Source organism: Pseudomonas sp. R151218B TE3479 (assembly GCF_053629195.1).
On the sequence record NZ_JBRJHV010000001.1, the window covers coordinates 4004153 to 4018961 of the forward strand.

Annotated in this window: 10 protein-coding genes and 1 pseudogene; 3 read left to right on the plus strand and 8 right to left on the minus strand. The window is 58.5% G+C overall.

The features are described 5' to 3' along the window. Window positions 1-140 precede the first annotated feature (140 nt). Window positions 141-2798 (minus strand): excinuclease ABC subunit A, encoded by a 2658-nt coding sequence (locus AB7M32_RS17225; RefSeq protein ID WP_454250685.1) that lies wholly within the window; start codon window positions 2796-2798, stop codon window positions 141-143. A 194-nt stretch (window positions 2799-2992) separates the two neighbouring features. Between AB7M32_RS17225 and AB7M32_RS17230 the strand changes: the two genes are divergently transcribed. Beyond that, window positions 2993-4471, plus strand: coding sequence for a hypothetical protein (locus tag AB7M32_RS17230; protein ID WP_454250686.1), 1479 nt, complete (start codon window positions 2993-2995; stop codon window positions 4469-4471). 210 nt (window positions 4472-4681) lie between these two features. Here the strand turns inward: AB7M32_RS17230 and AB7M32_RS17235 are convergent, their stop codons facing one another. The 6 genes and pseudogenes from AB7M32_RS17235 to AB7M32_RS17260 all read right to left on the minus strand — a co-directional run bounded on the left by AB7M32_RS17235 (window position 4682) and on the right by AB7M32_RS17260 (window position 10965). Beyond that, window positions 4682-5611 (minus strand): phosphoribosyltransferase family protein, encoded by a 930-nt coding sequence (locus tag AB7M32_RS17235; protein ID WP_454250687.1) that lies wholly within the window; start codon window positions 5609-5611, stop codon window positions 4682-4684. A gap of 145 nt (window positions 5612-5756) precedes the next feature. Continuing rightward, window positions 5757-7010, minus strand: coding sequence for a hypothetical protein (locus AB7M32_RS17240; RefSeq protein ID WP_454250688.1), 1254 nt, complete (start codon window positions 7008-7010; stop codon window positions 5757-5759). A gap of 115 nt (window positions 7011-7125) precedes the next feature. Further along, entirely contained in the window at window positions 7126-8502 is a 1377-nt protein-coding gene (locus tag AB7M32_RS17245) for an anthrax toxin-like adenylyl cyclase domain-containing protein (RefSeq protein WP_454250689.1), read from the minus strand. 92 nt (window positions 8503-8594) lie between these two features. Then, a pseudogene (locus AB7M32_RS17250) lies at window positions 8595-8699 on the minus strand (short-chain dehydrogenase); the annotation flags it as partial. Window positions 8700-8836: 137 nt separating this feature from the next. After that, window positions 8837-9286 (minus strand): DoxX family protein, encoded by a 450-nt coding sequence (locus AB7M32_RS17255; protein ID WP_454250690.1) that lies wholly within the window; start codon window positions 9284-9286, stop codon window positions 8837-8839. A gap of 119 nt (window positions 9287-9405) precedes the next feature. Then, window positions 9406-10965 (minus strand): GMC family oxidoreductase, encoded by a 1560-nt coding sequence (locus AB7M32_RS17260; protein WP_454250691.1) that lies wholly within the window; start codon window positions 10963-10965, stop codon window positions 9406-9408. 662 nt (window positions 10966-11627) lie between these two features. Here AB7M32_RS17260 and AB7M32_RS17265 point away from each other — a divergent pair. Continuing rightward, window positions 11628-12194 (plus strand): response regulator transcription factor, encoded by a 567-nt coding sequence (locus tag AB7M32_RS17265; RefSeq protein ID WP_454250692.1) that lies wholly within the window; start codon window positions 11628-11630, stop codon window positions 12192-12194. Between the two features lie 184 nt (window positions 12195-12378). Continuing rightward, entirely contained in the window at window positions 12379-12843 is a 465-nt protein-coding gene (locus tag AB7M32_RS17270) for a transketolase (RefSeq protein WP_454250693.1), read from the plus strand. Window positions 12844-12935: 92 nt separating this feature from the next. Here the strand turns inward: AB7M32_RS17270 and AB7M32_RS17275 are convergent, their stop codons facing one another. Further along, entirely contained in the window at window positions 12936-14804 is a 1869-nt protein-coding gene (locus tag AB7M32_RS17275) for a hypothetical protein (RefSeq protein ID WP_454250694.1), read from the minus strand. Window positions 14805-14809 lie beyond the last annotated feature (5 nt).

A 14809-nucleotide genomic window follows, 5' to 3' on the forward strand; every position in this document is an offset into this window, starting at 1 on the left:
AGATGATTTCATTTTGCATCCTTGCCTGTGTAACCTCAGCCCTTTGCCCCTGAGGTTGTAGTTAATTACGACTACTGAAACGATTAACTGGAGGACAGTATAGACAGCTTTTTCGCAACAGCGAGAAACATTGGCAACCTTTATTTTTCACCTCGCAAAGCCCTTTTCAGGAATGTTGCCGTTCGACTCTCCCGGCATTTCGCCACGGTTTCCGGAGCCCCGCAGGCGACCACGTTTCCGCCCTGGGTGCCTGCCCCCGGGCCGATATCGATAACCCAGTCACTCTGCGCCACCACCCGCATGTCATGCTCCACCACAACCACCGTATGACCTTCCTCCACCAGGCGATTCAACTGCACCAGCAAGCGATCCACATCCTGGGGATGCAGCCCATTGGTCGGCTCATCCAACACATACAAGGTTGCCCCCCGGGCCTTGCGCTGCAGTTCTGTCGCCAGCTTGATCCGCTGGGCTTCGCCGCCGGACAGCTCCGTGGCCGGTTGGCCCAGGCGAAGGTAGCCCAGTCCGATATCTTGCAGCACTTGCAACGAGCGCCTGGTCGCCGCTTGTTCGGCAAACACCTCGAGTGCCTGGTTCACGGTCAGTTGCAACACCTGGGAAATGTCCAGGCCCTGCCAGCGAACTTCCAGTGTCTGTGGGTTGTAGCGGGCGCCGTGGCAGGTGGGGCAGGGGGCGTACACGCTGGGCATGAACAACAACTCCACGCTGACAAAGCCTTCACCTTCGCAGGTTTCACAGCGCCCCTTGGCGACGTTGAAGGAAAACCGCCCGGCATCGAATCCCAGCGCCTGCGCCTGTTCTGTGGCAGCAAACAGTTTGCGCACGTGGTCGAATAACCCGGTGTAAGTGGCGAGGTTGGAGCGCGGGGTGCGGCCGATGGGTTTCTGGTCCACCTGGACCAGCCGCTTGACCGCATCGAGCCCGGCGACAACGCGCCCAGTGCTGGTTTGCGCGGGTTCGTCTTCCAGGCTTTGCTCGTCGGGTTCGGTGTTGGGGCTGGCCTGGCCCAGGTGCGCGCCGACCAGATCCAGCAGGGCCTGGCTGACGAGGCTGGATTTGCCTGAGCCAGAGATGCCGGTCACGGCGGTGAAACAGCCCAACGGGAAGGCCGCGTTCAGGTTGTCGAGGTTGTTGCGGGTAATGCCTTCCAGGCGCAGCCAATCCTTGGGTGCTCCTGGGCTGCGTGTCGCAGTGTGTTCTTCGCCAAAAAGGTAGGCACGGGTGCGTGATTCGTGCACCTGGCCAAGGCCTGCCGGCGGGCCGCTGTAGAGGACTTTGCCGCCTTGTTCGCCAGCGTCCGGGCCCACGTCGATGAGCCAGTCGGCGCGGCGCATGGTATCGAGGTCATGTTCGACCACAAACACGGAGTTGCCCGCTGCCTTGAGGCGTTGCAGGGCGCCAAACAGCGCTTCGCTGTCGGCCGGGTGCAGGCCGGCGGAGGGTTCGTCGAGCACGTAGATCACGCCGAACAACTGGGAATTGAGTTGGGTCGCCAGACGCAGGCGTTGCAGTTCGCCGGACGAAAGCGTCGGCGTGCTGCGTTCCAGGGCGAGGTAGCCGAGGCCCAGGTCGATCAGGGTGGTGATCCGTTCCAGCAGCTCGGCGGCGATGCGTTGGGCAGCCAGGCGTTTTTCCAGGGAGAGGTTGGGTGTGTGGCGGGCGTCGGGACCGCCCGCATGGGGATTGTCGCCCCTGGCGGCGCGTTGCTCACGGGCCTCGCGTGTTTGTCGGTGGCTGAGGACATTGCCCGTTTCTTCGGCCTGTGCAAGGTAGTCGGGTGCCAGGACCTGCTTGAGCACCTCGGCCAGTTCGAGCAGCGGCAGGTGCGACAGCTCGGCGATGTCCAGGCCGGCAAAGGTCACGGTCAGCGCCTCGCGTTTGAGGCGTTTGCCCTCGCACACCGGGCATGGGCTGGCACGCATGTATTGCGCCACGCGTTTACGCATCTGGGCACTTTGGGAATGCATGAAGGTGTGCAGCAGGTAGCGTCGGGCGCCGCTGAACGTGCCTTGGTAACTGGGTTCGAGCTTGCGCTTGAGGGCGGCGCGGGTCTGGGACGGCGTCAGTCCGGCGTAGACGGGAACGGTAGGGGTTTCTTCGGTGAAGAGAATCCAGTCCCTTTGCTTTTTCGGCAGGTCGCGCCAGGGGATGTCGACGTCATACCCCAGGGTCACCAGAATGTCCCGCAGGTTCTGGCCTTGCCAAGCCATGGGCCAGGCAGCCACGGCGCGTTCGCGGATAGTCAGCGATGGGTCCGGCACCATGGAGGCTTCGGTCACTTCATAGACCCGGCCCAGGCCGTGGCATTCCTGGCAGGCGCCCTGGGGCGTGTTGGGCGAGAAGTCCTCGGCGTAGAGCATGGGTTGGTCGGCCGGGTAGCTGCCGGCGCGGGAGTAAAGCATGCGAATCAGGCTCGACAGGGTGGTGACGCTGCCCACGGATGAACGTGCACTGGGGGTGCCGCGTTGTTGCTGCAAGGCGACTGCGGGCGGCAAGCCTTCGATGCTGTCCACGTCCGGTACGCCCACCTGGTCGATCAGGCGCCGCGCGTAAGGCGCGACGGATTCGAAGTAACGACGCTGGGCTTCGGCATAGAGCGTGGAGAAAGCCAGCGACGACTTGCCGGAACCCGACACGCCAGTGAATACCACCAGGGCATCGCGAGGGATGTCCACGTCGACATTCTTGAGGTTGTGTTCGCGGGCGCCACGCACCCGGACGAAACCGGTGGTTTGCGGCAATGGAGAGACGGTGGCGGGGCCGGAGCTTGCGGGCATGGAGCGTTCCTTGTGGGCGTCTGCTTAACGCGTTGGGGCTTTCAGGTGAAGCGGCGTCACGCAGAGAATGGAACCTGGGTCACAGCGTTGACAATTATGCGACCGGGTTCGTCCATTCTCGTGCGATAAAAATTTACTCCGGACAAAAGAGATGAGAAAAGCTTCGCAGTTTTCCCCCGGATACCGACCTCCCCATGCCTCGTTCAAAACTGCTCTCTAGATTGTTTGTCGCTCTGCTGGCCGGTGCGGCGCTGTGGTACATGTGGATGATGACCAGTGCCAAGCTGGAGTGGGGTGGCGACAACCCCGATCAGCAGCAAGTGGGCGCCGTGAAGGATACCCGCTTGCGCGCGATGACCCAGTATTGCACGGGCGTGACGGTGACTCCGCAGGGGACTTGGCTGGTGGGACGCCTGGAGGAAGAGGCCCAGGCCCTTGAACCGTCCGCTGATGTCGTGGACCTGGATGCGGTGGTCTATGGCAAGCCCGCTGAGGCTGAAGAACCTCAGGAGCCCGGGACCTTTGCCCGATTGTTCTCTCGTGCCGAAAAGGAAACTTCCTTCATTTCCCGCCTGGATGCCCAAGGGCAATTTCAGCTCGTGGCCCATGTCAGCGGCGCCGCTTGTCTCGTGACCAGCCCCGACGGGAGCAGTGTATTCCTGCTCACGGGCCTGCGTCGGCCTGAAACTGCGAATACCCATGAGCCCGATCAAACCGTGATCCTTCGCAGTGATGATCAAGGCCAACGCTGGACTTGGTTGACCAAAGGTTGGTTTCCCGAGGCCGATTCGTTGGCCTGGAACCTGGTTCCCTATTTCCACGGCTCGAATGAAGTCTGGGTCGTGGGCACACCGGACGTGGCGGACGAAGACAGCGATGAGGTGAAACCGACAGCCGTTTCCACCGGCGTCTTTTACTCGGCCGATCGCGGTGCGAACAGCTCGCCGATAATGGCGCCCGAGTCGCTGCTGGTGTCCGCCGAATACGCCCGTGGCAAACGTCCTGACATCATTGATTGGGGCACGAACGCAGGCGCACAGGGGGAAATCCAGACCCATGTCCTGCAGCTCGATGCACAGACGGCCTTTATCTGGGTGTCCCAACGCTTCTGGGGCGGCCATCCCGATGGCGTCAGCCACAATATCGCGGTCAATGTCACGACACGGGCCCGGTTGCAGGCCAAGGCAGGGCAGTGGCAGGTAGTGGATAGGCAGCGTGACGACAACTTGTTCGTGAGCAAGCTGCTACAGAACGATGCCGGGCGGGTGATTGGACTGATTGACCAGGGGGAGCGGGGGCAAGATGTGGTCGCCGAACTGGATACCGCCGCGCTGACCTGGACGCCCTTGAGCGACCTGCCCAGTGTGTTCGCGCCGTTGGCGTCGGATAACCAGGTGCGTGGCAGCAACTTCTGGATGGGGAAAAACACCCTGCTGATCAACACCACCAGCAATCACCATCCACCGCGCTGGCTCTACTGGTGGTCGGACGCGAACATCTCCGCTGATGGGGTGTTCTATTCCAAGAACTGGGGCCGCTCCTGGCAGCGCCTCGCCATCGGCGGTTACCTGGGCATCCTCGGTTTTCAAGCAGAGCAGGATCGAGTGATCTGGGCCAAGGGCAACTGGTTCGACAACAATGACCTGGGGATTTATTCCTATGGTTTGCGCTGAACATGAATCAGTGCACTTGGCGCCCGAGTGAGCAATTGTGGCAAGGGAGATCCCGCCGCCTCTTCGGCGCTGCGCTGTCGCGCAGCAAACGAAGGGGATATGCCCGGGACAGGTTGACCGGATCGCCGTGAAGCAGCGGATCGGTCACGCCATGGCGGGTGTCTTGTTGGTCCGCGGTGATAACCCGCGGCGTGTTCGCCATTTTCGCGTTCAGGATGGCGCCCCAGGCGCACCGTGTTTCCAATCTGCCGCGCCGATCAATCTTCCCCGGCCGCACCCGGCATCCCACCAGATTACCCGCAGCAAAGGTGCTTGCTGCGCGATCAGGATCGCTTGTGTCGGGTCGCTTTCAACGAAGTGCGTGCACCCCAACTGTACGCATGCCCGGGCTTTGTAGAGGGCAACCTGTTCCGGGTTGTCGTTGCACGAGCGGGTATCTCTCATGACCAGCGGTGTCCCGCCATGGCCGTGCTGGCTTAGCCAGGCTTGAGTACGAACGCGATCCATCTCCGGGCGCCCGGTGATAATCGCCTTCACCCGCCCCAGGGGCGGCAGCTGCTTGAAGGGCTCGAGGCGGTCGCGCTCGTCAAGCGCCGCGCTCAAGTCAGCCGCATAGCGTTGGAGCGGGATATCCGGAAGCAGTATTCCGTCGAGGTCGATGGCGTACACGTCGTAATCATGGTCATGGGCCATCCTGCCGGTACGCCCGCCACCGGTGTCGTTCCAGCGATCGCGATAAGCGCGGGTAACGGCTTGGCGCTCCCAAGGGAACTGCAAGAAATATCCTCGCCCGTCCAGCCCGTAATCGGGGCGAATGCCGCTTAGATCGTCGAAGCCGACAGTGAAGATCCTGACCTTCAAACCCCGCTGCTGCAAAAACGCCACGCAGTCCTTCAGGGTATGCCCGGTGCCGGCGATGTCCTCGCAGAGCAGCACCTTGCTGCCGGGTGGAGGGAGCGGGACCGATGAGTCCCAGATCACGCTTCGATCCGCCCGGTAATAACGCAAAAAGGCCGGTTCTACGCCCGTGGCATGCGAGACCATCAACGCCAAGGGGGCGCCGCCTCGCAAGATGCCAATGATGCTGCTGAAGGCTTCTTCGAGAAGCGTCGGTTGTATCGAGGCGACCCAGCGATCCATTTGCTCATATGTGACAGGCAGTACGGGTTTATTCAAGGGCGCTTGCTCGACAGGCACTGTTTTATCCGCTGATGAAGTGACTCGGTTGGCGGGTGCCTGTTGCTCACGACGGCGCTGTAGAGCCATTGCGCAGGACTATGGGTGGTTACAAGGTTACTGGCTCACCATCGTCGGCGGCCACGAAGGAAAGTCGGGAGGACAGCTCGCGAAATTCGTTGAGGGAATGTCGTGCTTCTTTAGAAAGGTCTGGCAATGCGGCTTCTCCATGGTTTTCGATAAGCACTAGAATCGCATCTAGCGCCGCACGCTTCTCTGGGGGGAGTGCTTGATAAGCCTCGGCGCCGGCCTTGATCGTCAAATGATCCGGGGCATCGGACTCGACGCGACTCGGTCTTGTGGATAGCCTGGTGTCTGGCCCCAGTGATACATCACTAAGAGCCAGCGACTCCAAGCTATCTCGCTTCGGACGCGACGCGATGATCCCTTTGTTTCTTTCACTAGGTAATGAGTCAAGTCTGCGTTTTTCTTCTTGTGCCTTCTTATCGACGTTTACTTGCTTGGATGCAAAGGCTTTGCGTGCCATACCGATAGGGACGTGGAGGACACTCAATGCTGCCCTTGCTTTCGCTTCCAGAGGAGCTCTCCCCTCACGAAGTGACATGCGATGGCGGGCAGAGAGGCCAGAGCGCTTTAAAAGTGCCGCCCCGGTTATTGCGCTTTTCCACATTTCTTCTTCTGTTTTTCTTTGTGCAGGAGGCAGTTGCCGGCTTTCCTGTTCAAGCTTTTGATAGCGCTTACGAACGTCTTCTTTATCCACCTTCTCGCCGACGAATTGAGCATCTCTTTTCTGAATCTGCTCTCGAGCATACTCGCTCAGCCTGGGAAGATTTTGTTTGTGAAAACCGCCGCCCAGCTTCGACAGCAAGGAGTTTATTTTTTTCGATTTTTCCATCGCCTCTTGTTGAGGGGTAGCCGAACGGACGGCTTCATGCGACCGCTCCATGAGCACGACGGTTTCGGTGGGGCCCGATGCATAGGATTTATGTTTGAGTTCAAAAATGTCGTAGCGCTGTTGCTTATTCTTTCTTGCATGCACGAGCAATTCGCCCGGGCTGGTATTTCCTTGACTTAGCAATAGCTTGAATGTTGCCTCGTTGTGCTCAGTCGAGTAGAGATTCAGCGTCCCATCGGCAATGGCGTCGGCAGCCATATGGGTAATGGCCGACTGTATCTTGTCGGGGGAGGTCTCTTTAAAAGCATCAAGGGTCTTTTTACTCAAATGTGCGGGTGAAAGTTTAGCGACGTGCTCGGATTGAGCCGAAGTCTTGGCAGACTCGATGGCTTGCCCATGCCGCAAGTGACCACGGAACACGTAAGAGTTACTTGCACCCGGTATCATTTGATTCTCTCCTCATGCGCTTGTGCAAATTGGTTCGATCAGATGAGTGGTCAATAGTGTTATGCCGGTTCCCACGTCAGCCCAATGAATTTGCTCCGTATAAGTCGGCGAGGATTTACTCGGTCAATACACCGGACTGAATTCGCCGGTGCTCGGCAAGCACTTTCAATAAATCCAGATCAGACTGGGAAATATGACTGCCACGCCGGCTGCCTTGGCCGGACGCTATACTCCCGCGACGAGTGTCAGGGGGTGAAGGGGTAGACGACTGACTATTGAGCTTGCGCATGATTTCTTGACTGCGGTTGGCGACGTTAGTCTTTAATTCGTCATCAAACCAACGTCTGTTTCCAACCAGCACATAGCCTGTATGACCGCTTGCGTGAGCGTCACGCGCCTCCTCCAGGAAATCGTTTAACGTGACTTTGTCAGGTATGACTGCAATGGCGCCAAATTCGCCCAATGCTTGCGGGGCAATGACGGTAGCTGGAAGGTTCCTGTGCATGTCTGTACTTGGATTGCCTTCGTCCGAGCCATGATGAACCAGGTTCCAGTCTGATGGATCATCAACATTCAGGTGTGTTTTCAACTCGCCGCGTAATGAGTGGTTGATGTCGCCGATGACTCGTTCCTCGAGGCGGGTGACATAATCAACAGTCGGGGCGGCACCCGCCTTATCTTTGGCGGTGACATTTTCATATTTCGATCGAATATGGGCAATGCCAAGATCAGCGGGTTGCTCGTTTAGCGCGGCTGGTTTTACCGAGCCTCGTCGTTGACTCTGTTGTGGGACGTCATCCCATTGCGGCATCAAAAACAGCAAGTCGTAGTCAGCGGTGAAGGGAAGAGCAGGCCTGTCGTGAGGTTGAACCTTCGGTGCTAGCACTTCAACAGCCTGACCGTCCGTGACTATTCGATAGGTGCCGTTTGCTGTTTTCTCAGCAGTGAAGTTAAACGCGGAACCATCCTCCTTGGTGCTTGCGAACGCAGGTGGAACAAGCGGTCTTATCAAATTATGTTGTTTCAGGTAATCCATACGTGCTGCTGGCAGTTCCAAAGGCACCTTAACCGCATGGCCGTTCGCCACGCACTGTTCGATCTGCAGATTCGCTTTTTCCGTCTCGGCCGATGTCGTGCCGCCTTTTCCACTGAGCTGCTGATTTGCCGGAATAAAACCGAACAGCGGGCCGATCATGGAACTCTTCCCTTTTATATTCAGCCCCTTGGTTGGATAGCCCATCTCTATCAGCTGTGCGTTGTGTGGATCAACAGGGCGGAAAGCGATAATGCATCGATGCTTCCGAGCGATGTCATGGAGCTGCTGCAAGTGCTTCCCACAGATGCCTGTTTGCTGGCTGACTTTATCGATATCGTCGCGAACAACCTCATTCAACGGGCGGGCGGAAACTGACGTGGCATGCCCAGCCTTAGGCGCTGTTGCTGGGGTAAAGCTGAACGTTGGGTTCAATTGAACCGGGCCTAAGATAGTCATTCCATCTGCTTTCCAGAACTTTAGTTCTCGAATAGGTGGCGATTTCAGGCATGTGGGTTCCGCAAACCTCGGGAATTTGCTCCTGAAGGTTAGGGGCGACCGAGTGGAATACCGCCTAACGCATCCATGCTCACCTGCTTGCCGCCTTCATAATCGGTACCTGCTTCCTTTGCCAGGCGCTTGGCCGATGGCACCGAAAAAAAACGCGCCCCGAAAGAGCGCGTTAAAAATTGGCTGGATGCGGCCAACCAAAGGAGCTCATGACTGGACCTGTGCGGCTGTTTGATCGGCAGGTCAATGCAATCGCACGCGTGTGTCCATAAATCTCTGGCCCTCAGAAACGTGATTTCCGCCCTTTGCTTTCAGCCAACGGCAGCAGGCAACGGACGGCATTGCTGCGCAGGTAAAGCGAAGCCCAGGCCGCAATGCCCAATAGCGCGCTGATGAGCTGCGAAGCAGAGCCGAATTCCCCCAGGCGCAAATGGGTGCAAATGGCACCACCCAGGAACCCTGTCACCAGTATCGCGCCCAACACGGCGGTTCTCGGAATCACGTAGAGCACCGTGCAAACCAGGATGATGCTGCCAATGACAGGGGAGAGGTAATCAGGGAACCCGGTCAGCTCCATGTTTTTTGCGAGGACTTGGGGCGCGAAAAGATTCACACCGGCGTCGGCAAGTAATGCCAACACCACCAGAGCGCCCAGGACTCTGCCTGTCCAGTGCGCGGCGCTGGTTTTTTTATGTATATCTGAAATCATGATCAGGACCGTGGTGAAACTCATTGGATGGGTTGACGCACCCGTGTTTAATTCAAGCGAGGCCCGGTTCTCCCGCGGGATTCGGCTCGAAGCAGCCCTCGCGAGTGGCTGGCTCGAGCAGAGTCACCGGCGCCTGCTGACGCTCAAAACTCGTAAGTGGACCGTATAGCCTCCACGGCCCGCTCGCCGATCACAACGCACGGGGCCATGGTATTGCCGCTCGTGATATGGGGCATGATGGAGGCATCGGCAATGCGCAGGCCCTGGACTCCGTAGACGCGCAGTTGACTATCGACCACGGACATCGCGTCCTGCCCCATTTTTGCCGTACCGCATTGGTGCCAGTAAGTAACGGCAGCGTTGCGAGCGTAATGTTCGAGCGATTGGGTGTTGAGTTTTCCAGGCAGGCTTTCATGTTTGATCAAGCCCTTGAAGGGCGCCTGCGCGCCCAGTTCCTGGACAAAACGGATGTTTTCCAGTGCGTTGCGCCGATCGGTGGGATGCGACAGCGTGTTGGGTTGAATGATCGGGGCATCGGTCACATTCGGGCCGCTGAGCTTGACCCGGCCGCGACTTTCCGGGTGGGCAAGGCCTGCGAACATTGTCCAGCCATGTGCGGGGACGCCGAGTGAGGCGGTCTCTGTGCTGGGCACAGGAAATTCAACTTGGCAGTGGAACATGTCGGGGAGATGCAAAGCGCTTTCGCTGCTCCAGTAGAGCGTCGCCTCCGAGCCGCCATAACCCACTGGTTGAGGCGTCGCGTACTCGAAAATAACGGCAAAGGACACGTGGTCCTGATGATTGGCGCCAACGCCGGGGAGATGCTGGACGAGGGGAATACCATGGCGCTGCAGTTCCTCCTCCGGCCCCACACCTGACTGCATCAAGACCTTGGGCGTGTTGATCGCCCCCAGTGAAAGAATCACTTCGTGATCGGCGTAAAAACACTCGGCCTGCCCATTGTTTATGGTTTGCACGCCGATGGCGCGTTGGTCCCTGAACAGCACGCGGCTGACAAGCGTATCGGTCAGAACGGTGAGGTTGGGCTGGCCACAGCGTGGAGCGACGTAGGCGCGGTAGATGGAGTTGCGCCGCCCATCCTTGACGATGAGATCGTTCAAGGCCGCACCTCCGCGGCCTTCCATCATGGCGCCGTTCGGGTTCTCGAAAGCCGGTATACCCATGCCGGCAGCGGCACTGATCATGGCGTTGGCAATCGGCTGGGCGTCTCGCACAGGCGCGACATGAACCGGTCCGCCCTTGCCGCGACGCACCGGATCGCAGGTGCCCCGATAGTCTTCCACGTGTTGATAAATTTTCAGGACCGACGCGTAGCTCCACGCCGGGTCGCCACTGAGTGCGGCGAAATCTTCCCAATCGTTTTTGTGGCCGCGGGCCCACAACATGACATTGACGCTGGATCCGCCACCCAAGCCGCGGCCCATATTCAATGGGATTTTCCGGTCGTTGAGATGAGGGTTCGCGGCGCCCACGAAGTTCCAGTCGCGCTCGGTGCCCAGGTTCAGCGGCCAGTTCCCCGGCTCCAGCACATGGGGGTGGTCATCGCTGCCTCCTGCCTCGATGAGCAATACCTGCACCTCGGGATTCTCGGCCAGTCGTCCGGCCACGACGGAGCCGGCGGTTCCCGCGCCACAGACGATAAAATCGAAATGATGCTTTTTCAGCTCGGGATTCATAGGCATGAGCGAGGTTCCTTGGCCGGTGTGGTATCGCTTGCCAGATTCAAGCGTCGATCGAGGGGCAAAATCATTGCAGGGGAGAACATGCGGTGAATCTCGCTAGGGTATTGATGGATGAAGCCAGGCACGATGACGGGTCAATCGATTGCCGTTTTGTTTGTTGGGCAATGAGTGACGGCAGGCGGGCAAAAGGTTCCAACGGATGTTTGCCGTCGGCTCGGTAGCAGGAGGTGGAGCTCAATCTCGTCAGGGGTGACGAGCGTTGTGAGGGAAGTGCGTTGCGTTAGAGCTTCCGGCCACCCAGTCCTGAAACCGGTGGCAATCCATCCAGATGCAGCACTTCCCTCGATCCGGGTGCAGAAGAGGCCCGAAATTATTAGCCCTTCTTAACGGCCTGGATGATGCCTTTTGCGACGTCAGCGGGACGCGATGGTGTGGCACGTGGCTGACTTGCGCATGGTCGGAAAAGTGCCTTAATAAGCGCGTCGTTACTTTTATTGCGTTTGGATTAATCTATTTGAAATAAAAATAGTTTGTATGGCTGATGGAGAAATATTATTTCGAATTTGATTGAAAAGATGCAACGCGCTTTCTGATAAATATACTTAAGATGAAGCGGCGAACCTGTCGACAAAGCGTGAATAATAAATAACCGGGAGCTGAGCATGATGGACCTGAACGGTTTTAGTTGCCTGTCAAGCGATGCCGAGAGCCAAGCCATGGCGGCTCATCATGTCTGGCTCATTCCCGGGGTGCTTTCAGACGGCGTTTTTGCAAAGAAAGCCAGGGTGCCTCATTGGACCGTCGGTGCCTGCGGTCGGCCCGATGGACGTTCGTTGGCAGCTCGGGGATTAGTCCAGTCTTATGAACAGCTCGATGGCCGCGACTATATCCGCGGCTTCGAAGGCGATTCAGGGCTGATTCGCTATCGACTGCGAGTTGCAACATTGACTTTGGAGGCATTGCGCAGCCAGCAACCGCGGCAACCTGACTTGAGCGCCGAGGGCAATCGCGCCATCGCCCAACCCAGAGCAAATAGCAACCCGCTCTCCGAGCGTGAAGCACAAATATTGCGCTGCATCAGTGAGGGCGGCAGCAACAAGGAAATAGCGCGTCAGCTTGGAATCAGCCCGAGTACGGTGCGCACTCACGTTGAAAACATGTTCCGCAAGCTTCAATGCACCACACGCGCAGCGGCCACGCTTAAAGCACTGAGCCTTGGGTTGATCTGAACAGGTTTTAATATCGGCATCCGGCCAGGCTGGGAACATGAACGTGGCAATGGCGGCGGCAAGCCTGTTCCGTAACGGTTGACAGAGTATTGGCGCACGAAAGATCGAGGGGGGGCGTCTGGCGACAGGTTTGCTCTCTGGGATCAGGTAGTGCAATAGGTGCAGATTAATGGGAGTGGGTGCGATGGATGTGATGTCACAAGCAGCAGCTTGGATCAAGGAGCCTTCGGCGGATGTCGGGGTGGTTATTGTCATCAGTGCGTCGTTACCCAAATACATCATTGATCAGGTGCACGTTGCCTTGGACGATTGGGATCAGGTTGCGTATCTGGCAGTCCATCGTCCAGCGGAATTGATGCGCGACTGGCTGCAGTCAGGGGCGAAGCCGACGCAATCGGGGACGCCTTCTCGCGGCCAGGCGAAGCAGTTGCTAAGCCCTGTGTGTCCAAATTGCTTTTTGTTGGATGTCGAAGTCGAAGCGATCCCAAGCCTCGCCTGGCTGGGGTCGGTCTGTGGTCACAAGCTGCGGGTCCTCGAGCTGAGCATCGATGGGTTGTCCAATGTGGAAATGGACCAACAGGTCGAGCGGATTCTGTCGGCCGCTCGGACCCTGGCCCGGTGCCTGCTGCAAGAGCGATGCGTGCTCTAGCGTAGGACATGTCGATAAGACTCAACCGACAGCACGGGGGTGATGTGTCTGCCGGCTGAAGTGTCCAGTTATCCGGAGGCGATGGAGCCGCGTCACTTTTTCGGGAAAGCTCCGGGTGGTTGTGGGTCCGCCACGTCATCAGAGCCCTCGTCCAAGTGTGCGGCAACTTTCTTGATGGCAAGTTCGGTGAGTTCCGTCGGAACCTGGGACGCGACTTGCAACCCCCCTCGGATACGATGGTAGGTATTTTCTGCAGCTCTGCCCCATGTTCCCGGCATGGACCCGTGCGGTAAATCGGCCCGGTCGGGCGACCGGATGTTCTGCATTGCCGTTTGTGTGCGTGGGAAGTTGGACGCCGGTACTTGAGCGGGGGCGCCTGGCCCGGGCAACTCTTGCGTTTTTCGCTCCTTTTCAAGAGCCGCCTGATGGGCGTCGGTTTCCGCGCCCGCCTGAAAGCTTGCATACGCCGGAATAAGTAGGGCCGGCGAGCCCAACGCAGCCAGGAGTACCTGGCCGAATCGCTGTTTCGCCGTGTCTGAGCCAAAGGCTCGCGCGGCTGAGCTGACCGCCATTGCACTGCCCAACCCGACGAGTGAACCGTAGGTTTTACTGAACAGGCTTTGACGGACCCCGGGATTGCTCGGGTCGCTGGCCAGCACCGCGTCCGAAGCCGCTTTCGCCAAGCGATTCGCCAACGGTTTGTCGACGTCCTTGAAGGTGTGGGTCGGCAGCTCGCGCCCGCGCCGATCAGAAACGCTACTGCGTAGCTGCGCGCCCGATTGCACACCTCCCATGAACAGGCCGCCCGCCATGGAGGCCAGCGTGCGCGGCCCAAATTGATCGACTGGAATATGCGGCTTGGCTAGTCCTATGCCTTTGCGGATACCTTGTGCCAGGCCAAACGCGCCGAAGGCTTCAGCCTCGCCAACGCCGGTTCCATTCTTGTTGGCTTGCTGGGCGTTGAGATGGCGGCTGCGCAGTTGTTCAACCTCCTGCATGGCGGCATCTTTCTGTTCTGCGGGCAGGGGCTTGAGCTCGCCATCGACAATAACCCGTGGGTTAGGGTTTGGAATCACCTCTGACGCGCTCACGGGTTTAAGCGACCATCCCCCCATCATCTCTTGACTCATGGGTTTGAGCAGGTTGACCCCCACCTCATGTGCCGCCGCCATCACGGGTGCGGTGGCGAATGCCTGGGCCTTGAGGTTGGGAACCGCTGACTCCACGACCGCCCGCGCGAAGCCGAACGCCAGGCCCGACGCGAGCATTTGTGGCACGGCGCCTGCGACGACCGCCTTGGCAGTCGCTCCCCAGCCTTCGTTGTGTTGATGGAGCTGCTGAAGCCTGGCCGGAAGCTTGGCGTTATCCAGTGCATCCTTGAACTCGCCATCGACTGATGTGTGCTCGACCAATTCACCGAGCATCTGGCTGATGTTTTCCCAGTCCTCTGACGGTTGTTTCAATTGCTTCAGCGCACTGACCGTTGCGTCCGCTTTGGTCAAGGCCGTTTTTAAAGCGCCTGGGATCGAGTTCACAGTCTGTTGGGCATGAAGCGAGAAGGCGTTTTCGCTACGTTCTATGTGTTGTCGGTCGGCGGCCGATAGCTGTGGGTCGGTCAATACCTGGTCGTAGAGTGCGACGTGTGCGCCAAGTAAATCAGTTTGCGCGCGTACAGCCTCTGTCAGCGCTTTGCGGTAAGCCTCCAGGTCCGGTGGTTGTTGTGGATCCTCCGTCAGTTGTTCCAGCTCGCGGATCAGCGTCTGTTGCGCCTCCTTGGCGTCGATCAGCAAGCGTCCAGTCATGGATTCGGGCGCTTTTCCATTGGTTCTTGCAAATAGCTTGTCACTTATATCGGCGTAAGGAGTACCAGGGTGCTCGTGTAAATACTTACCTTCCAGAACCATGCGCTGTTTGGCTATCGCGACGTCAAAGCCGGACTGCCCCAGTCGGGGTGCCAACACCGCGG

What these genes read in the sequence shown, in the direction of transcription:
- AB7M32_RS17225 (WP_454250685.1), bottom strand. Translation starts at nt 2,798, where the DNA reads ATGCCCGCAAGCTCCGGCCCCGCCACCGTCTCTCCATTGCCGCAAACC.
- AB7M32_RS17230 (WP_454250686.1), top strand. Translation starts at nt 2,993, where the DNA reads ATGCCTCGTTCAAAACTGCTCTCTAGATTGTTTGTCGCTCTGCTGGCC.
- AB7M32_RS17235 (WP_454250687.1), bottom strand. Translation starts at nt 5,611, where the DNA reads ATGGATCGCTGGGTCGCCTCGATACAACCGACGCTTCTCGAAGAAGCC.
- AB7M32_RS17240 (WP_454250688.1), bottom strand. Translation starts at nt 7,010, where the DNA reads ATGATACCGGGTGCAAGTAACTCTTACGTGTTCCGTGGTCACTTGCGG.
- AB7M32_RS17245 (WP_454250689.1), bottom strand. Translation starts at nt 8,502, where the DNA reads ATGACTATCTTAGGCCCGGTTCAATTGAACCCAACGTTCAGCTTTACC.
- AB7M32_RS17255 (WP_454250690.1), bottom strand. Translation starts at nt 9,286, where the DNA reads ATGAGTTTCACCACGGTCCTGATCATGATTTCAGATATACATAAAAAA.
- AB7M32_RS17260 (WP_454250691.1), bottom strand. Translation starts at nt 10,965, where the DNA reads ATGCCTATGAATCCCGAGCTGAAAAAGCATCATTTCGATTTTATCGTC.
- AB7M32_RS17265 (WP_454250692.1), top strand. Translation starts at nt 11,628, where the DNA reads ATGATGGACCTGAACGGTTTTAGTTGCCTGTCAAGCGATGCCGAGAGC.
- AB7M32_RS17270 (WP_454250693.1), top strand. Translation starts at nt 12,379, where the DNA reads ATGGATGTGATGTCACAAGCAGCAGCTTGGATCAAGGAGCCTTCGGCG.